Genomic DNA, 21,176 nt, shown 5'->3' on the forward strand with positions numbered 1-21,176 from the left:
GCGGGGTCTCAAGGCTCATGCTTTTCCGGCAGGAGTCGCCGCCTTCCGCTCCAATCAACTGGAGACACCTAAAACTAGGTTCTAAAACAATGAGAACTGGTACTTGAAAACGAACAAACCTAACGTAACAGTCAAAGATACTGGAGAAGGTTTGCACTTAACACTTTACAAATCTACTGGAGCTAGTACTGATCCTTGGACGTTGCAATTTGCACGTAGCCTTAACTTGAAAACCTTTGATAAAATTAGATATTATGAAGGGGAAATACCAATAGCTCCTTAAGAAGGTTCATTAATTCCTCTATAATAAAACAAGGTCAAGGGAGGAACTACACATGGAAAGGCACCCTACGATGACTATTTGGAAACCTACTAAAGATTTTGCCGAAGAAATGGGTAAGGCAGTTAAATACAACTTAAGAGTTGAACCTAAAAAAGGGCTAGTCATAACACTGTGTGATATAAGGAAAATGGAGGTGGATTTTGTTTATGATAGCGGAGTGGAATTTATGGGTGATAGAGTAGTATCTTTTAGATATACTAGTGAGATTCCTATGTCTTACCTTGATTACCCCAAGGAAAATGTTAGGAATCAATTCGGCCTCATCCTTTTTAAAGCGTTAGACTCTGATTATATAGACAGATTTAAACCCTTTTTTCCAGACGATTTAGCACATCGTTTAGAACATCATATTTATCCAGTAGACACAGGGATAATTGAGGTAATTTGTGACTATGAGCCGAGGGTTGTTTTAAATAAGGACACCCGTTAATTGAAAATTTTTAAAGTTACTTTAAATCATTTTGTATAAATTCGGGTGCATTAGTGAACGGTACCAGGTTCTGAAACAATTCCAATTTCAATGAGGACCTGGTACCCGACACTAACTGTAGTAGAAATACAGTTTAGTTTTAGTGGAAAACGTTTGAATCTCCTTTCCTTTTGGAGTCTTGATACATTCGGTAATGGAATCCTTTTGAACGTCCATTCCAGATGCGCGTTCAATGATTACTTCCGTTATAACCATCCATTTTATCATAAGAATAGGTAATGGTATTCTTGTCTTTGACAGTTGCTACAAGTTGATTATTTTCATTGTACTTGTATTCTGTAAATCCAGCATCACTGGTTTGAGTTGTTATTTTGGATACCCGATTTCCAGCTTTATCAACAAGAATGAAGGGAACCCAAAATAGAGTTTCTAATAATTTCTCTTTGTAAATCAACTTTAAAATTTTACAGAGTCTAACAATTTAAAAGAAGACATTGAACTGTGCAAATCAGATAATTTTCCAATACACTCGCCATTATTTAAACAATTAAAAGCAGCATAGGGTTACCAACTTTAAGTTGGATTCCAATTGATTGTAGTGCAGATTGGCGACTCCAGCGAACGCCGTAACGAAGAACGGCGTTTGCGAGCACAAGCGTAGCGTTGCGAGCAGGAAGCCGTGCCCGCGGAAAGCATCCAATCGGAACGGAAATCAATGGTGATATATATATTTTTCTGTTTTTGCACCCTATTATTTTTGTTTAATGGCTATTTGATTTGCAGGTTAACATGAAGCGTGCTACACTATTACTGAATTAAATAGGCGAGGAAAGGCCTATAAGTAATGCCACCAAAGCGAACGGGGATAGTGGAAGCCCGTAACGGCATGAAACGGCAGCCTGGAGCTTGAAATTGTTAAAGTGGGTTGTTTTTACAACCAATCGAGGTGGAACCGCGGGTCATTATGCACTCGTCCTCGGACTCTATGTCCGGGGATGGGTGCTTATTTTAATTGGAGGGATTTTTTATGTTGACAATGGAACAAATTGTAAATTTATCGAAACAAAGAGGATTTGTCTTTCCTGGCTCCGATATTTATGGAGGTTTGGCAAATACATGGGATTACGGTCCTCTTGGGATTGCTTTGAAGAATAACATTAAGCGTGCTTGGTGGCAGAAATTCGTTCAGGAATCCCCTTATAACGAAGGCCTTGACGCTGCTATTCTGATGAATCCTAAAGTGTGGGCTGCTTCAGGTCATATCGGTAATTTCAATGATCCGATGATCGATTGTAAGAAATGTAAAACTCGTCACCGCGCTGACAAGTTGATCGAAGACGCGTTGGATGAAAAAGGGATTGAACTTGTAGTAGACGGAATGCCATTTGAAAAAATGGAAGAGCTGATCCAAGAACATACTATCATCTGCCCAAGCTGTGGCGCAATGGACTATACGGGAATCCGCCAGTTCAATCTGATGTTCAAAACTTCACAAGGTGTAACGGATTCATCCGCAAACGAAATCTATCTACGCCCAGAAACGGCGCAAGGGATATTCGTCAACTTTAAAAACGTACAGCGTTCCATGCGCAAAAAGATGCCATTCGGAATTGCACAGATTGGTAAAAGCTTTAGGAATGAAATCACACCTGGTAACTTCACATTCCGTACACGCGAATTCGAACAAATGGAATTGGAATTCTTCTGTAAACCAGGCGAAGACATGAAATGGTATGAATACTGGAGAGACTTCTCTGAGAAATGGCTATTGGACCTTGGCTTAACAGTCGAAAACATGCGTCTTCGCGAACATAGTTCAGATGAGCTTTCGCATTACTCGAAGGGCACAGTAGATATTGAATACAAATTCCCATTTGGCTGGGGAGAGTTATGGGGAATCGCAAACCGAACGGATTTCGACTTATCCAGACACATGGAACATTCCGGTGAAGATTTCCATTATCAAGATCCGGTTACAAACGAAAAGTTCATCCCTTACTGCATTGAGCCATCTCTTGGAGCGGACCGTGTCACTTTGGCGTTCCTATGTGATGCGTTTGACGAAGAGGAACTTGAGGGTGACGACAAACGTACTGTAATGCGCTTCCACCCTGCACTGGCCCCTATTAAAGCGGCTGTCCTTCCGTTATCGAAGAAGTTAGCTGAGGGTGCAGATGAAGTGTATGCAGAGCTTCGTAAACACTTTGCTGTCCAGTACGACGATTCCCAGTCAATCGGCCGCCGTTACCGCCGACAAGATGAAATCGGTACACCATTCTGCATCACGTATGACTTCGATTCCGAAGAAGATCGTCAAGTAACTGTAAGACACCGCGACTCAATGGAACAAGTCCGTATGCCAATCGCAGATGTAAAAGCATACATTGAAAAGCATTTAGTATTTTAATAACAAAAACCACGGGAAAAGGTTATTCGCCTTCATCTCGTGGTTTTTCTTTTTGTGGTAATAATTCCGGGGTTCTTTCTAATTGATCGAGAAATGACCTTGACTTCAAACGGACGCCGACTTGCTCATCATAGACTGTACGAACAATCTTTTTCATAAATTGCTTAGTCGCTTTTTTCAATTTCAACGAACCGACCTGCTCAATCGGAACCGTGTAAAAGGTTCGGATCAATCTCAGTTGCGTCGGAGTAATCCGAATAAGATATGGATCGATTTGAAAACAACGATGACAGAGAAACCCGATTTCTTGGAATGAAAATGCGAATTCACCCTCAGTAGAACCGCAATTCGCGCACTGGTGAAGGACAGGATGCACACCTGCGACAGGCAGCATCTTCCATTCAACAAATAGCGATATTGCTTCAGGATCATATTGTTCATTGATCGCATGAAGCGCATCATGCAGCAAGCCAAAAACGTTTGGACTTGCCCCCCGATCTTCTGTCAGTCTATCGATTAACTCAACAATATAACTTGCATACGCAGTCGCTTCAAGATCTTCCCGGATATGTCGCATGGAATCAATCGGTTCGCCCTGCTCAAGCGTCCCCATTCCACGTCCTGAACGTAATAGATAAAATCCATATGTGAATGTTTGTGTGACGGCGGCTAAACGACTCGCAGGCTTTTTTGCGCCTCTTGCCATTGCCGTCATTTTTCCTGCTTCGCGGGTATAAAGCGTTACGATTTTATTCGCTTCACCATAGGGCATGCTTTTTAGAATGATCCCTTCCCATTTATTCAGCAAGACCGTCACCTCTTTTCATTAGCCGATCAATACTCGTCTTCCCTGAAACCGAATTCACGCAATTGTCCTGATTTATTGCGCCAGTCCTTCTGCACTTTCACCCAAAGTTCCAAAAAGACTTTAGAACCAAGGAGCATTTCGATATCATGTCTTGCCTTCGTTCCAATCTCTTTAAGTAGTGAACCTTTTTTACCAATCACAATTCCCTTTTGAGAATCACGTTCAACGATGATTGTTGCCGCGACATCGACTAAACCGCGGGCTTCATCACGTTCAATCTTCTCTATGACAACCGCCACCGAATGTGGAATTTCCTCGCGTGTAAGATGCAGGACTTTTTCCCGGATCAATTCTGAAATGATGAATCGCTCTGGATGATCTGTCACTTGGTCATCAGGATAATATTTTGGTCCTTCCGGCAAATACTTTGTCAATGTTTCCATTAGTCTTTCAACGTTATTCCCATTTAGGGCGGAAAGTGGAACTACTTCAGCGAAGTCATAAACTTCAGTATATGAGGTGATTGTTGCCAATAAATCATCCGGATGAACCAAATCAATTTTATTGATAATTAAAAAGACAGGTGTTTTCGTATTCTCCAATAAATCGATTATGAATCTGTCACCACCGCCTATCGGCTCATTGGCATTCACCATGAACATGATGACATCTACTTCCTTCAATGTATTCCGTGCGGATTTCACCATAAAATCACCTAACTTATGCTTCGGCTTATGGATACCCGGTGTATCGATGAAAATCAGTTGCGATTCATCAGTAGTGACGACGCCTTGAACTTTATTTCTTGTCGTCTGTGGTTTATCGCTCATGATCGCAATTTTCTGTCCGACAACACGATTTAGGAAAGTAGATTTACCAACATTCGGACGTCCGATGATTGAAATGAATCCTGATTTTAATTTATTGCTGTCCTTCTGCATACTCTAAATCCTCCTTGGAAAACGCGCCAGGGAGTAATTCTCCAACTGTTGTCGACTGGACAATCCCTTTTAAGTTCGTCAAATAGACTGGCATTGAGTGATCACAGAACTCCGCAATAACCTGCCTGCATGCACCACATGGTGAAACGGGGCCTTCCGTGTCAGCAACAACCGCTAATGCCTTGAATTTCGTGACGCCTTCAGAGATAGCTTTGAAGAATGCAGTCCGTTCAGCACAGTTCGTCATACTGTATGCCGAGTTTTCAATATTACAGCCATGGTACACTCGGCCATCCTCACTTAATAGTGCTGCTCCTACTGGAAATTTCGAATAAGGCACATACGCTTTTTCGCGTGCAAGTTTTGCTTCTTTCATTAATTTATCTTTGTCCATAATTTCACTCCTAAAAATTAATTTTCATAACCATTTTGGGATGAATATGATCATTGCAATGATTGCACTACAAATCGCAAATACCAATACCGCACCAGATGCAAGATCCTTGGCCTGTTTGGCAAGCGGATGGAAGTCATCAGTTACGAGATCCACAGTCCGTTCAATTGCAGTGTTCATCAACTCCAGGGCAATCATTCCCCCGATGAGAATTATAATGGTCAACCACTCCAACTTAGATAGCCCCGTAAGTACTCCCCCAAAAATTACACCAAGGGCGGCAATGCAATGGAATTTCATATTACGTTCAGCGCTGAAACCGTGTTGAATCCCTTTTAAAGCATAATGAAACGATTTGAAGAAAGGATGCATATCTTACTCACCTTTCAAGGCCAAACGAAGAAAGGATATCCTTCTGCCTTCCAAACATTTTCTTTTCATCTTCTTCCGTCAGATGATCGTATCCAAGTAGATGTAGGAAACCATGCAGGGCTAAAAATCCAATTTCACGGCGCTCATCATGGCCATAATCCGCAGCTTGTCGTTTTGCAGTTTCAACCGAAATAATAATGTCTCCAAGCACGATTGGCATATCATCTTCCTGTACAATTGCAACCTCGCCCTCTGACATTTCTTCAAGAGCGAAAGATATCACATCGGTCGCTTTGTCTTTTCCTCTGTATTCGGCGTTTATTTCACGTATTTCTTCGTCTGTCATGAATGTGATAGAAATCTCCGGATTCCCTGAAAGCTCCTCCATTTTGGCTGCGTGATTCAACACATCCTGAATTAGCTCTAAAATATCACCGGTCACGTTCTCTGTCCTGTCGTCGAAATAAATATCCAACATTATTTTGCCTGCCTCCTTGGTTATTCCGGGTATTCAATCCGGCTATGGAATATGCCGTTCAACGTCTCACAAATGACGTTTTCGATTGTTTTCAATTCCCTCATGGACAAATCGCATTCATCGAATTGGCCATCATTTAATTTACCCACAATAATTGATTTGACCAATTTCGCAATTTTATCTGGTGTAGGTTCCTTCAAGGAACGAACCGCAGCTTCAACGCTATCCGCAATTGAAATGATTGCGATTTCCTTCGTCTGCGGCTTCGGTCCAGGATAGCGGAAATCGTCCTCCACTACATCTTGTCCCAATTCCTTCGCCTTTACAAAAAAGAATTTCAAAAAGCTTGTTCCATGATGCTGTCTAGCAATATCAACGATTTCAGCAGGCATTTTATGCTTCGCTAATAAATCAGCTCCATCGGTAGCATGAGCAATAATGATATCACGGCTCTTTTCAGGTGGCAAAGCATCATGTGGATTCGTGGTACCATGTTGGTTCTCGATGAAGAAGTTCGCTCTGACTGTTTTCCCGATATCATGATAGTAACTTCCAACCCGTGCTAACAAGCCATTAGCCCCAACAGATTCACAGGCGGCGTCAGCAAGATTGGCAACCATGACGCTATGATGGTATGTACCGGGTGTTTCAGTAAGGACCTTCTTCAGTAAAGGGTGATTAGGATTTGACAATTCGATCAGCCTCATATCGGAAAGCAATCCAAACGCCGTTTCAAAGAATGGCATAAGTCCAATGGTCAAAGCACCTGATAATATTCCAGACGTCAAGGCGACAATAAGATAAAATATCAATTCCGATAGGGCATATGTAGACTGTGTCATTAATAAATAGAATCCTATGAATAAAATATTGGATGCACCGACAGCAAGACTCGTCCTTAGAATATTTGACCTTCTACCATTATTACCAAGGACATATATGCTAATTATCCCCCCAAAGAGGATATATAAGACAATTTCCATTTGCATGATTGAAGCAAATCCTTCATGCAGCATGATTCCTGCAGTTGCTGCAGTTACAATTGTCATCATGAAAGCAAGGCGTTCATTCGTCAACAATTTCACAAGAAGTGGGGCCAAGGCGGTTGGGAATAAAAAAGCCACTTGGACATCAAACTCTTTATCTATCAAGCCAATAAGTTTCATCATGACCACTAAAATGAAGAAAACGGTATAGACAATCAGTAATGACTTTTTCTTCTTATTATTCCTTTCCTGCCAAGTCATGAAATGCATATAGATTATCGCCGACACAAACAACACGAATAAGCTTAATCCTACTATCGGTTTAAAAGAGGATTGATTCGTCAATAGACCCGCTAACTCTAACTGTCTATATATTTCGGAATCAATGAACTGACCTTCACGCACAATAACTTGTCCTTGCAGAATCCTTTTCGATTCAACTGCATTCTTTTCCTCTTCTATCCGTTTATCAGTCAACTCTTTATTAATCGTTTCAGTCTCGACAACTAAGGATCTTCCAAGCGTAATAAGGGTTTGCAAAACAGTTGGTCTAATTGCATCGGATAAACGAAGTTTCCTCTCAACTTCGTACCTAACCGTGGAAAGATCTCCACTTCGAATCGGTTTCGACAATTCATCACCAATTATTGCGGAAACTTCCATTTGCATTTTCCTTAAGTCCGCAATGTTTTCATTGAGCAAGCTACCTATTGCTTCATTGGTCAGTCTTAAGCCCGGCTCTTCTTCTTCTAATTTGGATAACTTCGCACGAATTTCTTTTATTTGTTCATTTCGGGATTTTACCAATATAGACTCATCATCAGGGTCAGGGACATTTGCTTGCTTTGCTTCTATGATAATATCAAAAAGCTGCGATGCGATGGCTTGCCTGTTTTTCGAAATATCTTCATTGAATTGATAAAACGGTGGTACTTCGGCTTCAATTCTACGTTTCTCCTGCTCGGTTTTCACGGTATCCTCGACTGTTTTTAAGGATCTAATCGTTTTCGGAGAAATTTTGAATTCATGCAGTTCATACGTTTCCTGCTTTACCCCGCCATACATTAACGAAAAAAGCGCAATAGCCGCGAGGATGACGACGAATAAAGAAAGGTATTTGAACTTCAGTGACTTGAAAAGATTCACCAATGATTTGAACACGAATGATCCCCCCTGCCCTTATATCTCTTTTCTGCCATTTATTGAAATGTTGAAAGAGCAGCCACTTTAGGATGACTGCTCATTTTCATAAGCTTCAATGATTTTTGCAACAATAGGATGGCGTACAACATCACCCTGTTCAAGATACTGGAAGTGTATATCGGATACATTTTTCAAGATCGACTCCGCGGCATTGAGCCCTGATCCTATTCCCTTAGGCAGGTCAATCTGAGTTTTGTCTCCTGTAATCACCATTTTGGAACCAAATCCGAGACGTGTCAGGAACATTTTCATTTGAGCCTTTGTTGTATTCTGTGCTTCATCAAGGATGACGAAAGCATCATCCAGTGTACGTCCTCTCATATAGGCCAGGGGAGCAATTTCAATAACACCCCGTTCCATTAGCCGTTCAGTATGTTCCGCCCCTAATACGTCATGCAGAGCGTCGTAGAGCGGACGCAAATATGGATCGACCTTCTCTTTTAAATCCCCTGGAAGGAAACCAAGACTTTCTCCGGCTTCTACTGCTGGTCTCGTCAATATTATCCGTTTGACAGAACCAGTTTTCATCGCTTGCACAGCAAGGACTACAGCAAGATATGTTTTTCCAGTACCTGCAGGACCAATACAGAAAACAAGATCATTTTTCCGAATGGCGTGGATATACTCACGCTGTCCAATAGTCTTCGCACGAATTGCTTTGCCCTTCGTAGTCCTCGCTACTTCTTCATCATATAATTCAGCGAAATATTCAATCGTCCCATTTTTCACCATTTCAATAGCAGTGGAAATATCGCGTAAATTAATGTTGATTCCTTTTCGTATAACCTTCAAGAGCTGCTCAAGTAGGAACTTTCCTGCCACGATATCCTTTTCTTCACCTGCCAAGGAAATTGTATCACCACGTGTCAGGATAGAGATATTCATCGACTCTTCAATCATTTTTAAATTCTGATCAGAAATACCTAAAAGCATAACTGCTTCATTCGGTTCCTCAATGTGAAGTTGGATCACTTGTTCACTCAATAGTTTCAGTCTCCTTGGGAATTGGTCTTTTAACCGCTATATTTTCATTCATCAAAAATAATATAGTCCCCTCAACTGTATCATTTCCGAACGTCAAGTGTAAAATGTTTTCTTCTTTAATAATGAGGTCAGACTTTGAATCATTTAAAATTTTGTGTTTTATTAACGGAAGGATGATGGATTCCCCCATTTCTTCCTTCAATTCAAATTGTTCAATTCGATCCTCTCGGATATGTTCAGTTTTTATAAATGACCTGAAAGATGGCAATTCCCCCTTGTTCCATACAATCGGAGATTGCCAATGTATGATCACGCTTTCCTCGCCCAATAATTGATAATCGATTGTTTTCGGGATTTTAAAAGTATACTCTGACCAAAAATCAGCAAACACTAAGCCTTCCGCTCCTACGACCGTCTTTTTGCCCCCCTGCTCCAGTATGCCTGTCGCAAGCAAATCTCCTTTCTTCACGGTTTGAAAGACATGTGCGACTCTTTCCCCTCTGCTCAATCGAAAACTTGTAATAACCCCGCCAGTCCTGGCAATCAAATCGGAAGGGGGGCCTTCTTTTTCAATTTTATCGTTTAATTTCGGGGATAACATTGGAATGATTGTCAATGTACTTCCGGACCTTTTGAATCTCACCCAGGAGAGTGATGGATCGTCGAGCATTAAAGCCCGCCTAATTTCTCCTTCATCAGGAATAGTGGAAAGCGGCCGAAATTTTGAGATTGACGCCTTTTCCAATTTTATTTCAATTCGTTCTGCCACTTCCGGCATTTCAGAAACAATCTCTATTTCCCACAGAAATAAGGATGCGATTATAGGGATGATACATGCAATCAAAAATCGGAAGGAAGTAAAAAGGCGCCTTTCCACCGAGCCCTCATCAGGCCTATTTATAGATACTTTCATCTTGAATCGGCGTCTATTTCTCCTTATGAACTGAATACCTTTCTTATCGGTTTGAAATCGTATTGTAGCACCGGATTCTGTTATACCTGTAATCCTGACCCCAGACCTTGCAAGGAAGCTTAAAAACCTGGATGGATCAGTTTTGCCCGTTAAAATGACTTCAAATCTTTTATGAATCATAGGCACCCTGTCCATCCTTGATTTCCTTTATGTTCACCGTTGAAATCGTCTCAAAAGAGAATACCGCTAATTCTTCCGATAACGTTTCTACGATGAGATCTTCCCCGGTTGCTTCAATGATGTGATCACCACTTCGGACTGCCGCGTAATCGGGTCCTAATTTCAATAGAGAATAAGGGCCCGTGATACGGATAAATGCAAATTCATCAATTGTTACTGAAGAGTTCATTTTAAAAAGTTTTTTCATGATAAAACCCCCTATCCAAGCCTATGATTTGGATAGGGGGTCGATGATTATTGTTTTGATTTTGGTGGTCCTAAAATTTCGGAGAAGATGATTCCCTTAATGAGGTCCTGCTCATCTCGCGGAATCATATTACTGTTTTCAACTGGTTTTTCCCACACAAAATCGCCCTGATGCGTGGAAAGTCTACCCCGGTGGGCATTCGTTTCAGACTTCTTTTCCCGCTCTTTTCGTTGAAAGGACACCGGAGCTTCTATAGGTTTCGCTTGGCCAACAACCTTTTTCGGCATTGCTGCCGGCTCAGTCTGCCTGCTTGGCGGTTCATCGATTTCTGTTTGAAATTCTCGTTGAATTTCTTTATACATCTCTTGCGATATCTCTTTTAACCTTCGCATCGGATCTTGTGTATGTGTATCCGGTTTTGCAGATGGCCATTGTGGCTGTTGCGATTGTGCAGAGGGCCGTCTATTTTGTGTCTTCGGTGGTTCACCAGGTTTTTTCCCTTTAAAGATCATACTGATGAGTCCCAAGACAGCTGCTATTACTAATGTCTCCATCTGTGCATCCCCTTTCCGGGAATTTTATGCTCAAACGTCACTCTTTCTTTGTATCCGGCCTTGGCTGATCCCCACCGATTTTGCTGATAGAATCACGCATTCCTGTATCTGCTTGGATATTTTTATAGTTCATGTAATCCATGATGCCGATATTTCCTGAGCGAAGCGCTTCTGCCATTGCAAGAGGAACTTCAGCCTCAGCCCCGACCACTTTCGCGCGCATCTCTTGGACTTTCGCTTTCATTTCCTGCTCGTTCGCAACAGCCATCGCACGGCGTTCTTCTGCTTTCGCTTGTGCAATATTCTTATCAGCCATCGCTTGTTCAGTTTGAAGTTCAGCACCGATATTTTTACCGATATCAACGTCCGCAATATCGATGGAAAGGATTTCGAAAGCTGTTCCAGAGTCAAGGCCTTTTGCTAATACTGTTTGAGAAATCAAATCAGGGTTTTCAAGAACTTTTGCATGATCCACTGAAGAACCGATTGTAGATACGATACCTTCACCTACACGCGCAACAACAGTTTCTTCACCTGCACCACCGACAAGTCTGTCAATGTTGGCACGTACTGTAATACGCGCTTTTGCCTTGACCTCAATCCCGTTCATAGCTACACCAGCAATGAACGGTGTTTCAATAACTTTTGGATTAACGGACATTTGAACCGCTTCAAGAACGTCACGCCCTGCAAGGTCGATTGCCGCAGCACGTTCAAATGATAACTCGATATTCGCACGATGTGCAGCAATCAACGCATTGACGACACGGTCAACGTTACCACCAGCAAGATAATGGCTCTCAAGCTGATTGATAGAAACATTCAAACCCGCTTTATGAGCCTTGATAAGCGGATTTACGACCCTACTTGGAATAACTCGACGTAGACGCATACCAATTAATGTGAAAATACTTACCCGTACACCTGCCGCTAATGCGGAAATCCACAATGTAACTGGGACAAGCGTGAAAAACACGGATAATAAGATAATTATTCCGATGATGATCGCGACAGTTGCAATGAAACTACCACTTGCTAATTCAATCATTCTTCATTTCCCCCTTCTCTTCAAATTCCCTTACTACAATACGGGAACCTTCAACCTTCACTATAATAACATGTTTACCTTTGTCGATGTAGCTTCCTTGTGAAACAACATCGATTCGTTCTCCATCAAGCTCAACCGTTCCTGCTGGTCTGAGAGGAGTGATGGTCGTGCCCTTCTTTCCTAATAATTCTGTCCGATTAACGTTCGAAACATACCCACTTTCGGTATCTGTCGAATCCATCAACACCATCTTATTAAGCAAATGCAATCTTTTTCCGAAAAACTTCATTATGATCACCATCCCAGTAACGGCAACAGCAATCGCGATCAAGACGGCATAAGCCATAGACATCGGATTACCGCCCGCCATAATGATACTTGCAACAATTGCAACTGCACCGAGTGTCCCAGCGATACCACCCGGGAGGAAAAGCTCCAGTATGATTAGGATCACACCGATACCAAAAAGAATCAGCGTCTCATATCCTGCCAATCCGGCGATAAGATGTCCGAAAAAGAATAGCAGTAAAGATGTAATCGCCATCGTTCCGGGTACTCCGAAACCAGGTGAATAGAGTTCCACGACAAGTCCCAGTCCCGCGATTGACAGCAAGATCGGTACAACAAAAGGATGTGTAATGAAGCGTACAATCCCTTCAGCGAAAGACACTTTCGTCGAAATGATTTCAGCATCAGACAATCCAGTCACATTTAATAGCTCGTTGAACGAGGTAACAGTGCCTTCACTGTAACCCACTTCCGGGTCAGCAGCTTCTTTCGCTGTCAATGTTAGAAATTCACCTTTCCCGGCACGATACATCGACATATCGATGTCGGCGTCAGCCATTGCTAATGCATATTCCGTCTTGCGTTTTTTCGATTCAGCAGCATTTATCATTTCAGCCTTCCACATGCTTTGCGCTTTTTCACTCGCTGCATTTCCAGCCGAATCGACAACCCCAGAGGAACCAATCAAACCATTCGGGGACATATAAATTTTATCCGAATACAGGGCGATGAGCGCACCTGCAGATATGGCTCTGTAATTGATGTATGCAATTATTTCCATCTCGGTATTATTCATCAATTGTCCAATCTGCCCCGCTGCGTCCGTATGACCTCCAAGTGTATCAATTTCCAAAATGATTGTTTTGGCTCCAGCATCTTCCGCTTCCTTGAAAGAACGTTTCAAATAAGCATATAGGCCTTTTTCAACTGCATCATCAATTTTCACGTGGTACACTTTTTCAACCGCGGCTGATGTCTGTAAAAAAGGAACAGAAAAAATGGATAGAAATAAAATGAACAGGATGAACTTTCCTATCATTTTATGCATCTTTATGTTCACCTCTTTCTCTACTTACAATTATACCTTCTTTACGTATGAGAGTGGTATTAAGTTTCACTCTACAATATAATTTTTAAATATTATTTTGTAAGGCACTCGTTTATCTTGAACAGCGCTCTCCCCAAATCTTTTTCTTCTTTTCTTTTAAGCGCAATAAAAAACCGGAAATTCCAAAGGAAGTTCCGGTTTCAAAATAAACATGCTTAAATTGTTAGTTCAATATGGACAGATATTAGAATTTACGCTTACGAGCAGCCTCAGACTTCTTTTTACGTTTGACACTTGGTTTCTCGTAGAACTCACGCTTTCTTACCTCTTGTATTGTACCACTTTTTGATACAGTACGTTTGAAGCGGCGAAGAGCATCTTCAAGCGATTCATTTTTGCGAACGACAGTTTTCGTCATATCTCTTGTCCCTCCCTCCGAGCACACTTCGAAACAAGGTGATACCCTTGTACTAAAAAATTATAGCGTACTATTACAAAACGGTCAATAAAAAACTTTCAAAATATCTATCCAAAATAGGTAAATGCCCTTTTAGACTTCCTAAACCTATCAATAATCAGAGTCGCTTTGCAAACCTTGCATGATTTTAACGCCTGAACTAGCACCAATCCGTGTTGCGCCGGCATTAATCATCTTTTGCATATCCTCAAAACTACGAACTCCTCCGGAAGCCTTTACACCCATTTCCGGACCAACAACTCCACGCATCAATTTGACATCTTCTTCAGTGGCACCACCTGTTGAGAAGCCCGTTGATGTTTTAACGAAATCGGCCCCTGCTGCACGTGACAATTCACATGCCTTCCGTTTTTCCTGGTCAGTAAGCAATGATGTTTCAATGATTACTTTTACAATCGCTTTACCTTTTGCAGCGTCTACTACGCCTGCAATGTCTTGACCAACTGTATCATCATCTCCGCTTTTTAGCGCACCGATATTTATAACCATATCGATTTCAGTGGCACCTTTTTCGATTGCATCTTTCGTTTCAAATGCCTTTACTTCAGTTGTAGAAGCACCAAGTGGGAATCCAATGACTGTACAAACTTCTACGTCTGTTCCTTTCAGAATTTCCGAAGCGGTTTTTACCCATGCTGGATTGACACAAACTGATGCGAATGAATAGGTTTTCGCCTCTTCACATAAGGAAATGATCTCTTCTTTTTTTGCATCTGCCTTCAATAGTGTATGATCAATATATGCTGCGTAATTTTTATTCAATGTATAATATCCTCCTTGGGTTGTATGTACCTCTTACATCATAGCAAAAATAAATTCTCACCGCATTAAAAAACAGTCCACCCGTAAGGATAGACTGTTTTGCATGAATTATACAAGCGCTTCGTCTGATTCAAACTCAACAACACGGACGAATTGACCCTCGTTATAAGGATAACCTGCTTTTACGATCTTCACTTTAACAATTTTCCCGACCATTGACTCATCCGCAGGGAAAACGACTTTCAAATAATTATCAGTGTACCCTTCATACAAGCCACTTTCCGGATCAAGTTTATATTTCTCTTCAGGAATGACTTCAAGAACTTCATCTTCGAATTGGGATGCGTACTGCTTTGCCAATTGATCGTTCAATTCGATTAAACGGTGAACACGGTCGTTTTTAACATCTTCATCAATTTGGTCTTCCATACGAGCAGCAGGTGTTCCAGTCCGTTTCGAATATGGGAATACGTGTAATTCAGAGAATCTGTGATCTCGAATGAAATTATACGTATCCATGAATTCCTCTTCAGTCTCACCTGGGAAACCAACGATGACATCGGATGTAATGGCAAGATTCGGCAATGCCTCACGTAGACGATCTAAACGTTCTGCGAAAAACTCCATCGTATATTTTCTTCTCATACGTTTTAACACTGTATTTGATCCCGATTGTATCGGGATATGCAGATGGCGCACAATTATGGAAGAATTTCGAAGTACATCAATCACTTCATCAGTCAATTGACTTGCTTCGATAGAACTGATACGAAGTCTTTTCAAGCCTTTTACTTTCGTTTCAAGATCGCGTAGGAGGCGGGCAAGGTTATAGTCTTTCAGATCTTCACCGTAGCCACCTGTATGGATTCCCGTAAGGACGATTTCCAGATAACCGGCATCAACAAGCTGTTGGGCTTGTCGGATGACTTCTTCAGGATCCCTTGAACGCATCAGGCCACGTGCCCAAGGAATAATACAGAAGGTGCAAAAGTTATTGCACCCTTCCTGGATTTTCAGGGATGCACGTGTACGGTCTGTAAAAGCAGGCACATCAAGTTCTTCGTAAACCCGGTTTTTCATAATATTGCGAACCGCATTGATCGGTTGACGCTCACTTCGGTACTCATCGATAAGACCTAACAACTTCGTACGATCCTGTGTACCGACGACAATATCAACTCCAGGTATGGCCATAATTTCAGCCGGAGAAGTTTGGGCATAGCACCCCGTAACACAAATAACCGCATCCGGGTTACGGCGGACTGCCCTACGGATGACTTGGCGGCTCTTCTTATCGCCAGTATTCGTGACCGTACATGTATTGATAACATAGACGTCTGCATTTTTCTCGAAATCGGAACGCTCGTAGCCTACTTCCTTGAAAAGTTGCCAGATCGCTTCCGTTTCATAATGATTCACTTTGCAGCCTAATGTATGAAATGCAACAGAAGACACTAGCTGCTCACCTCTTTCATTCAAATTCATAAGACATGGCGGACAATAGATATAAAGGTGCTGTTTCCGTCCTTAGTATCCGGGGTCCCAATGAAACCGAGAGAAACTTAGCAGTTACAAGCGCATCAGCTTCTTTTCTGGATAGACCGCCTTCAGGCCCGAAAACAACTAATACCGTTTGTTTATGATACACGTTTTTAAGCCTATCTGCAATCCTATTGGGCTCAACGCTTTTTGCATCCTCTTCATCAGCAAATAACCGAATATCATAGTTTTTGGATTCAAGTAAAAGCTGTTTGAATGAGAGAGGAGCTTGCACTTCCGGTATAAACGTCCGGTGACATTGCTCTGCTGCTTCTTTTGCGATTTTACTTAATCGCTCCACTTTCTTATCACCTTTTTTACTATCCCACTTTACGATAGAACGTTCCGCTTCAAACGGAATAATTGCTCGCATACCAAGCTCTGTTCCCTTTTGGACAATCAAGTCAAGCTTATCCCCTTTTGGTAAACCGCATGCAATGGTCACTTCAACCGGCATTTCATTGGATGTGAGAGGACCTTCCTTACGACTGATAACGACACCATCGGAAAGTAGGTCAATGATCTCCGAGACAAATGCCTCACCATTAGTGACTGCGATGATGCGATTTCCGACATCCATCCGCATGACCTTGACGATATGTTTACCGTCTCCTCCTTGAATCTTGGCGGTTCCATCTATACCGAAAGGAGAGTCAAGAAAATAGCGTTGCAACCCTTACACACTCCTTTTGGATGCGATAATTGCAACCCAGTCTTCCATTAATACTGATTCGACAATTTCAAAACCTTTTTCTATAAGGTCATCCCTTACAAGATCACGTTTCTGTGCAATGATTCCTGATACGATAAATAATCCATTTTCAGGTAAAATGGAATAAGCATCTCCTGAAAACGTCATGATTACTTCAGCAAGAATATTGGCGACGATTATTGACGCAGGTTCCTTCACTGAATCTAACAGATTACCGTGGGTTACTTCAACAATGTTTTGGACATTGTTCAATTCAATATTTTCCTTCGCGGCAGTTACCGCCACTTCATCGAGATCTAATGCATGGACATGCGATGCACCTAAAAGGGCCGCACCGATTGACAGAACACCTGAACCGGTTCCAACGTCGATGACAGAGTCACCTTTTCCGACGTATTTTTCGAGAGCTTGTAGACAGAGGACTGTTGTAGGGTGAGTTCCAGTTCCGAATGCCATCCCCGGATCCAATTCAATGATCAATTCATCGGATTCAACAGGCTGATAATCTTCCCAAGTGGGAACGATTGTGAACCGGCTTGAGATTTTTACAGGGTGGTAATACTTCTTCCAAGCTGTAGCCCAATCCTCTTCATCCACTTCACTAGTTTGAACCAAATTAATGCCGACATCCAAGCCATACTCGACTAATTTGTCTACGGATTCACTAATTTCTTTTACGGTTTCTATCAAAAAGCTGTTCGTTGGCAAATAAGCTTTGACGATGACTCCCTCGGCAGGGAAATCCTCTTTTTTTAACTCATAGATTTCACCGAAACGATCTTCATGGATGCGATCGGGTTCATTGGAATCTTCGATAATAACTCCACTTGCCCCTGCCTCATGCAAGATATTGGCAACCGCTTCGGTCGCTTCATGTGTTGTATGGATGGAGATTTCAGACCACTTCAACTACATTCATCCCTTTCAGTCGCCTTTTAATGTACGTTTGATTTTATCAAAAAGAGAGCTTGAATACTCATCCGGTGAGTTTCCTCCGATTGAAGCGAATTCACGAAGTAGTTCCTTTTGTTTTTCAGTCATTTTCTTAGGTGTAACTACCTTTATTATTACATGTTGGTCCCCTTGCCCATGACCATGGACGTTTTTTACACCTTTTCCACGTAAGCGGAAATTCGTTCCTGTTTGTGTTCCTGCAGGCACTTTCAATTTAACGTTTCCATGTACAGTCGGAACTTCGATTTCATCCCCAAGAGCCAATTGCGGGAATGTAACAGGCACCTCAAGGTAGATATCATCACCTTCTCGAACAAAAGTTTCATGTTCTCTAACCCTAAAAACGATGTATAAGTCCCCGGAAGGTCCTCCATTTACACCCGCTTCCCCTTGACCGGATACGCGTAGTTGCTGACCGTCATCGACACCTGCAGGTATTGTCACTTTAATTTTCTTCCGTTTCGTCACTCTACCTGAACCATGGCATGTATTACATTTTTCAGGGATGATTTTCCCGGTACCTTGACAATGTGGGCATGTGCGACGATTTACCATCTGACCTAAAGGTGTATTTTGTGTGACTGAAATTTGTCCAGATCCACTACAGTGTGAACATGTATTGACGGGGGTTCCTTTTTTAGCACCTGTTCCGTCACATGTATCACATGTCTCTTCCCTAGGCAATTCAATTTCTGTGTCTTTACCAAAAACCGCCTCCATGAAATCGATGGTCATCGTATACTGAAGATCACTGCCTTTCCTTGGGGCATTTGGATCACGACGTCTTGTGCTTCCTCCACCGAAGAACGTGCTGAAAATGTCTTCAAATCCGAATCCATCTGCCGATCCTCCGCCGCCAAAACCGCCAAAACCTTGATTTGGATCCGCATGGCCGAATCTGTCGTAATTTGCACGTTTGCTCTCGTCACTCAACGTCTCAAACGCTTCCGTAACCTCTTTAAATTTCTCTTCTGCCCCTGCTTCTTTATTCAAGTCAGGGTGATATTGTTTCGATAGTTTCCTATACGCTTTCCTGATTTCTTCTTTGCTTGCTGTTTTCGATACACCAAGCACTTCGTAAAAGTCTCTTTTACTCATTATTCCACACTCCCATAAATCAATCGACTGGCCTTTATTTATCTAATTCAGCTAAATGCTCGACTTATTGTAACACGTGAATAACCTTTACCAAAAGAAAAAGCCAAAGCCGGAATATCGGACTTTGACTTTTCCGTCAATCGATCGTTCAATTAGTTTTTCTTATCTTCGTCAACTTCTTCAAAATCAGCATCTACAACGCCATCATCTTTCGGCTGACTGCCTGCTTCGTTAGCTTCACCTTGAGTTTGCGCCTCAGCAGCAGCTTGTTCGTATAATTTCATCGTCATTTGTTGAACGATTTCTTCCAAAGCTGTTTTCTTCGTACGCATATCTTCCAAGTTGTTAGCTTCAATTGCAGCTTTCAGTTCTTCTTTTGCATCTTCAACTTTTTTCACTTCATCTTCGGATACTTTGCCTTCGAGATCTTTCAATGTCTTTTCAGCCATGAATACAAGTTGGTCTGCATCATTTCTCAAATCTGCTTCTTCTTTACGTTTCTTGTCATCATCAGCATTCGCTTCCGCATCTTTCACCATACGCTCGATTTCTTCATCAGAGAGACCTGAACTGGATTGAATTGTGATGTTTTGCTCTTTTTGAGTACCAAGATCTTTCGCTTTAACTGTTACGATACCGTTTTTATCAATATCAAAAGTTACTTCAATTTGTGGAATTCCACGTGGAGCTGGTGGAATATCAGTCAATTGGAAGCGGCCAAGTGTTTTGTTGTCCGCCGCCATCGGACGCTCACCTTGCAAGACATGGATGTCAACAGCTGGTTGGTTGTCTGCGGCTGTCGAGAACACTTGTGACTTACTTGTAGGGATTGTCGTGTTTCTTTCGATCAATTTTGTAAAGACACTGCCCATTGTTTCAATACCAAGTGATAATGGTGTTACGTCTAATAAAACGACATCTTTCACATCACCACGGATAATTGAACCTTGAACAGCAGCACCCATTGCGACAACTTCGTCCGGGTTAACGCCTTTAAATGGTTCCTTACCAGTTTCTTTTTTGATAGCTTCCTGAACCGCAGGAATACGTGTCGAACCACCAACAAGGATGACGCGGTCGATTTCGGATGGTGATAGGTCAGCGTCTTTCATTGCTTGACGTGTAGGCACCATAGAGCGTTCCACAAGGTGCGCTGTCAATTCATCGAATTTAGCACGAGTCAATGAAATTTCAAGGTGCAATGGTCCGGCTTCTCCCGCTGTAATGAACGGCAAGGAAATTTGTGTTGATGTTACACCAGAAAGATCTTTCTTCGCTTTTTCTGCTGCATCTTTCAAACGTTGCATTGCCATTTTGTCTTTTGAAAGGTCGATTGCGTTTTCTTTACGGAATTCTTGTACTAGGTACTCGATGATAACATCATCAAAGTCGTCCCCGCCCAATTTATTGTCCCCAGCTGTTGCACGTACTTGGAATACACCGTCGCCTAACTCAAGGATTGAAACGTCAAATGTACCACCGCCAAGGTCGTATACAAGAATTGTTTCATCCTCGTCTGTCTTGTCTAAACCGTATGCCAACGCTGCAGCTGTAGGCTCGTTGATAATACGCTCAACTTCAAGTCCTGCAATTGTTCCTGCATCCTTAGTTGCTTGACGCTGTGAATCATTGAAATAAGCAGGTACAGTAATGACAGCTTTTGTCACTTTTTCACCTAAGTATTCTTCCGCATAGCCCTTCATGTATTGAAGGATCATCGCTGAAACTTCTTGTGGTGTGTATTCTTTATCTTCAACTTTCACTTTATAATCAGAGCCCATATGTCTCTTAACGGACATGATCGTATTCGGGTTTGTAATGGATTGACGCTTAGCTACTTCGCCGACTTGGCGTTCACCGTTTTTAAAAGCTACAACAGAAGGAGATGTCCGGTTTCCTTCTGGATTCGGAATTACTTTCGCTTCTCCACCTTCATATACTGCAACTACAGAGTTTGTTGTTCCTAAGTCAATACCGATAATTTTGCTCATTTGTATTCCTCCTTGAAT

General features: G+C 42.0%; 21 protein-coding genes. 2 read left to right on the forward strand and 19 right to left on the reverse strand.

Annotated elements, in window-relative coordinates; translation table 11 throughout:
* Positions 1–353: 353 nt before the first annotated feature.
* Both P5G49_RS06070 and P5G49_RS06075 read left to right on the forward strand, forming a co-directional pair.
* The gene (locus P5G49_RS06070; RefSeq protein WP_301242602.1) at positions 354–773 is read left to right on the forward strand and encodes a hypothetical protein; all 420 of its coding nucleotides are present in this window, start codon (positions 354–356) and stop codon (positions 771–773) included.
* Positions 774–1,800: 1,027 nt separating this feature from the next.
* Positions 1,801–3,180 carry a glycine--tRNA ligase gene (locus P5G49_RS06075; protein WP_301242603.1) on the forward strand — a complete coding sequence of 460 codons (1,380 nt, stop codon included), beginning with the start codon at positions 1,801–1,803 and terminating at the stop codon, positions 3,178–3,180.
* A 22-nt stretch (positions 3,181–3,202) separates the two neighbouring features.
* On the opposite strand, the gene recO is transcribed toward P5G49_RS06075, so the two are convergent.
* From recO to dnaK, 19 genes are all read right to left on the reverse strand, one after another.
* Positions 3,203–3,988, reverse strand: coding sequence for a DNA repair protein RecO (recO, locus tag P5G49_RS06080; protein WP_301242604.1), 786 nt, complete (start codon positions 3,986–3,988; stop codon positions 3,203–3,205).
* A 26-nt stretch (positions 3,989–4,014) separates the two neighbouring features.
* Positions 4,015–4,929 carry a GTPase Era gene (gene era / locus P5G49_RS06085; RefSeq protein ID WP_301242605.1) on the reverse strand — a complete coding sequence of 305 codons (915 nt, stop codon included), beginning with the start codon at positions 4,927–4,929 and terminating at the stop codon, positions 4,015–4,017.
* On the reverse strand, positions 4,910–5,323 hold the full coding sequence (locus P5G49_RS06090; protein ID WP_301242606.1) for a cytidine deaminase: 414 nt from the start codon (positions 5,321–5,323) through the stop codon (positions 4,910–4,912). The genes era and P5G49_RS06090 overlap by 20 nt, the downstream gene beginning before the upstream one ends.
* A 24-nt stretch (positions 5,324–5,347) precedes the next feature.
* On the reverse strand, positions 5,348–5,695 hold the full coding sequence (locus P5G49_RS06095) for a diacylglycerol kinase family protein (RefSeq protein ID WP_301242607.1): 348 nt from the start codon (positions 5,693–5,695) through the stop codon (positions 5,348–5,350).
* A gap of 7 nt (positions 5,696–5,702) precedes the next feature.
* Positions 5,703–6,176, reverse strand: coding sequence for an rRNA maturation RNase YbeY (gene ybeY / locus P5G49_RS06100; RefSeq protein ID WP_301242844.1), 474 nt, complete (start codon positions 6,174–6,176; stop codon positions 5,703–5,705).
* Between the two features lie 17 nt (positions 6,177–6,193).
* The gene (locus tag P5G49_RS06105; RefSeq protein ID WP_301242608.1) at positions 6,194–8,320 is read right to left on the reverse strand and encodes an HD family phosphohydrolase; all 2,127 of its coding nucleotides are present in this window, start codon (positions 8,318–8,320) and stop codon (positions 6,194–6,196) included.
* 66 nt (positions 8,321–8,386) lie between these two features.
* Entirely contained in the window at positions 8,387–9,346 is a 960-nt protein-coding gene (locus tag P5G49_RS06110; protein ID WP_301242609.1) for a PhoH family protein, read from the reverse strand.
* Positions 9,339–10,439, reverse strand: coding sequence for a sporulation protein YqfD (locus tag P5G49_RS06115; protein WP_301242845.1), 1,101 nt, complete (start codon positions 10,437–10,439; stop codon positions 9,339–9,341). The genes P5G49_RS06110 and P5G49_RS06115 overlap by 8 nt, the downstream gene beginning before the upstream one ends.
* Positions 10,429–10,686, reverse strand: coding sequence for a hypothetical protein (locus tag P5G49_RS06120; protein ID WP_301242610.1), 258 nt, complete (start codon positions 10,684–10,686; stop codon positions 10,429–10,431). The genes P5G49_RS06115 and P5G49_RS06120 overlap by 11 nt, the downstream gene beginning before the upstream one ends.
* 47 nt (positions 10,687–10,733) lie before the next feature.
* Positions 10,734–11,240: a hypothetical protein gene (locus tag P5G49_RS06125; RefSeq protein ID WP_301242611.1), complete on the reverse strand. Its 507-nt coding sequence runs from the start codon at positions 11,238–11,240 to the stop codon at positions 10,734–10,736.
* 37 nt (positions 11,241–11,277) lie between these two features.
* Entirely contained in the window at positions 11,278–12,288 is a 1,011-nt protein-coding gene (gene floA / locus P5G49_RS06130; protein WP_301242612.1) for a flotillin-like protein FloA, read from the reverse strand.
* Positions 12,281–13,624, reverse strand: coding sequence for an NfeD family protein (locus P5G49_RS06135; RefSeq protein ID WP_301242613.1), 1,344 nt, complete (start codon positions 13,622–13,624; stop codon positions 12,281–12,283). Before P5G49_RS06135 ends, floA begins: the two co-directional genes overlap by 8 nt.
* A 244-nt stretch (positions 13,625–13,868) precedes the next feature.
* A complete protein-coding gene (gene rpsU / locus P5G49_RS06140) occupies positions 13,869–14,042 on the reverse strand; it encodes a 30S ribosomal protein S21 (protein ID WP_009496905.1) in 174 nt (57 codons plus the stop codon).
* 150 nt (positions 14,043–14,192) lie between these two features.
* Positions 14,193–14,864, reverse strand: a complete 672-nt coding sequence (gene deoC, locus P5G49_RS06145; protein WP_301242614.1) for a deoxyribose-phosphate aldolase — start codon at positions 14,862–14,864, stop codon at positions 14,193–14,195.
* Between the two features lie 108 nt (positions 14,865–14,972).
* Positions 14,973–16,319, reverse strand: coding sequence for a tRNA (N(6)-L-threonylcarbamoyladenosine(37)-C(2))-methylthiotransferase MtaB (gene mtaB, locus P5G49_RS06150; RefSeq protein ID WP_301242615.1), 1,347 nt, complete (start codon positions 16,317–16,319; stop codon positions 14,973–14,975).
* Positions 16,320–16,335: 16 nt separating this feature from the next.
* Entirely contained in the window at positions 16,336–17,076 is a 741-nt protein-coding gene (locus P5G49_RS06155; RefSeq protein ID WP_301242616.1) for a 16S rRNA (uracil(1498)-N(3))-methyltransferase, read from the reverse strand.
* 3 nt (positions 17,077–17,079) lie between these two features.
* Positions 17,080–18,024 (reverse strand): 50S ribosomal protein L11 methyltransferase, encoded by a 945-nt coding sequence (prmA, locus tag P5G49_RS06160; protein ID WP_301242617.1) that lies wholly within the window; start codon positions 18,022–18,024, stop codon positions 17,080–17,082.
* A 15-nt stretch (positions 18,025–18,039) separates the two neighbouring features.
* Positions 18,040–19,167 (reverse strand): molecular chaperone DnaJ, encoded by a 1,128-nt coding sequence (gene dnaJ / locus P5G49_RS06165; protein WP_301242618.1) that lies wholly within the window; start codon positions 19,165–19,167, stop codon positions 18,040–18,042.
* 152 nt (positions 19,168–19,319) lie between these two features.
* Positions 19,320–21,158, reverse strand: coding sequence for a molecular chaperone DnaK (dnaK, locus tag P5G49_RS06170; protein ID WP_301242619.1), 1,839 nt, complete (start codon positions 21,156–21,158; stop codon positions 19,320–19,322).
* Positions 21,159–21,176: the final 18 nt, after the last annotated feature.

Source organism: Sporosarcina highlanderae, from assembly GCF_030433715.1.
In the GTDB taxonomy this organism is placed as follows: Bacteria; Bacillota; Bacilli; order Bacillales_A; family Planococcaceae; genus Sporosarcina; species Sporosarcina highlanderae.

Excerpts from the sequence above, each read along its gene's own strand:
- P5G49_RS06070 (WP_301242602.1), top strand. The coding sequence starts at position 354 with ATGACTATTTGGAAACCTACTAAAGATTTTGCCGAAGAAATGGGTAAG.
- P5G49_RS06075 (WP_301242603.1), top strand. The coding sequence starts at position 1,801 with ATGTTGACAATGGAACAAATTGTAAATTTATCGAAACAAAGAGGATTT.
- era (WP_301242605.1), bottom strand. The coding sequence starts at position 4,929 with ATGCAGAAGGACAGCAATAAATTAAAATCAGGATTCATTTCAATCATC.
- P5G49_RS06090 (WP_301242606.1), bottom strand. The coding sequence starts at position 5,323 with ATGGACAAAGATAAATTAATGAAAGAAGCAAAACTTGCACGCGAAAAA.
- P5G49_RS06095 (WP_301242607.1), bottom strand. The coding sequence starts at position 5,695 with ATGCATCCTTTCTTCAAATCGTTTCATTATGCTTTAAAAGGGATTCAA.
- P5G49_RS06115 (WP_301242845.1), bottom strand. The coding sequence starts at position 10,439 with ATGATTCATAAAAGATTTGAAGTCATTTTAACGGGCAAAACTGATCCA.
- P5G49_RS06120 (WP_301242610.1), bottom strand. The coding sequence starts at position 10,686 with ATGAAAAAACTTTTTAAAATGAACTCTTCAGTAACAATTGATGAATTT.
- P5G49_RS06125 (WP_301242611.1), bottom strand. The coding sequence starts at position 11,240 with ATGGAGACATTAGTAATAGCAGCTGTCTTGGGACTCATCAGTATGATC.
- floA (WP_301242612.1), bottom strand. The coding sequence starts at position 12,288 with ATGATTGAATTAGCAAGTGGTAGTTTCATTGCAACTGTCGCGATCATC.
- P5G49_RS06135 (WP_301242613.1), bottom strand. The coding sequence starts at position 13,624 with ATGCATAAAATGATAGGAAAGTTCATCCTGTTCATTTTATTTCTATCC.
- rpsU (WP_009496905.1), bottom strand. The coding sequence starts at position 14,042 with ATGACGAAAACTGTCGTTCGCAAAAATGAATCGCTTGAAGATGCTCTT.
- dnaJ (WP_301242618.1), bottom strand. The coding sequence starts at position 19,167 with ATGAGTAAAAGAGACTTTTACGAAGTGCTTGGTGTATCGAAAACAGCA.
- dnaK (WP_301242619.1), bottom strand. The coding sequence starts at position 21,158 with ATGAGCAAAATTATCGGTATTGACTTAGGAACAACAAACTCTGTAGTT.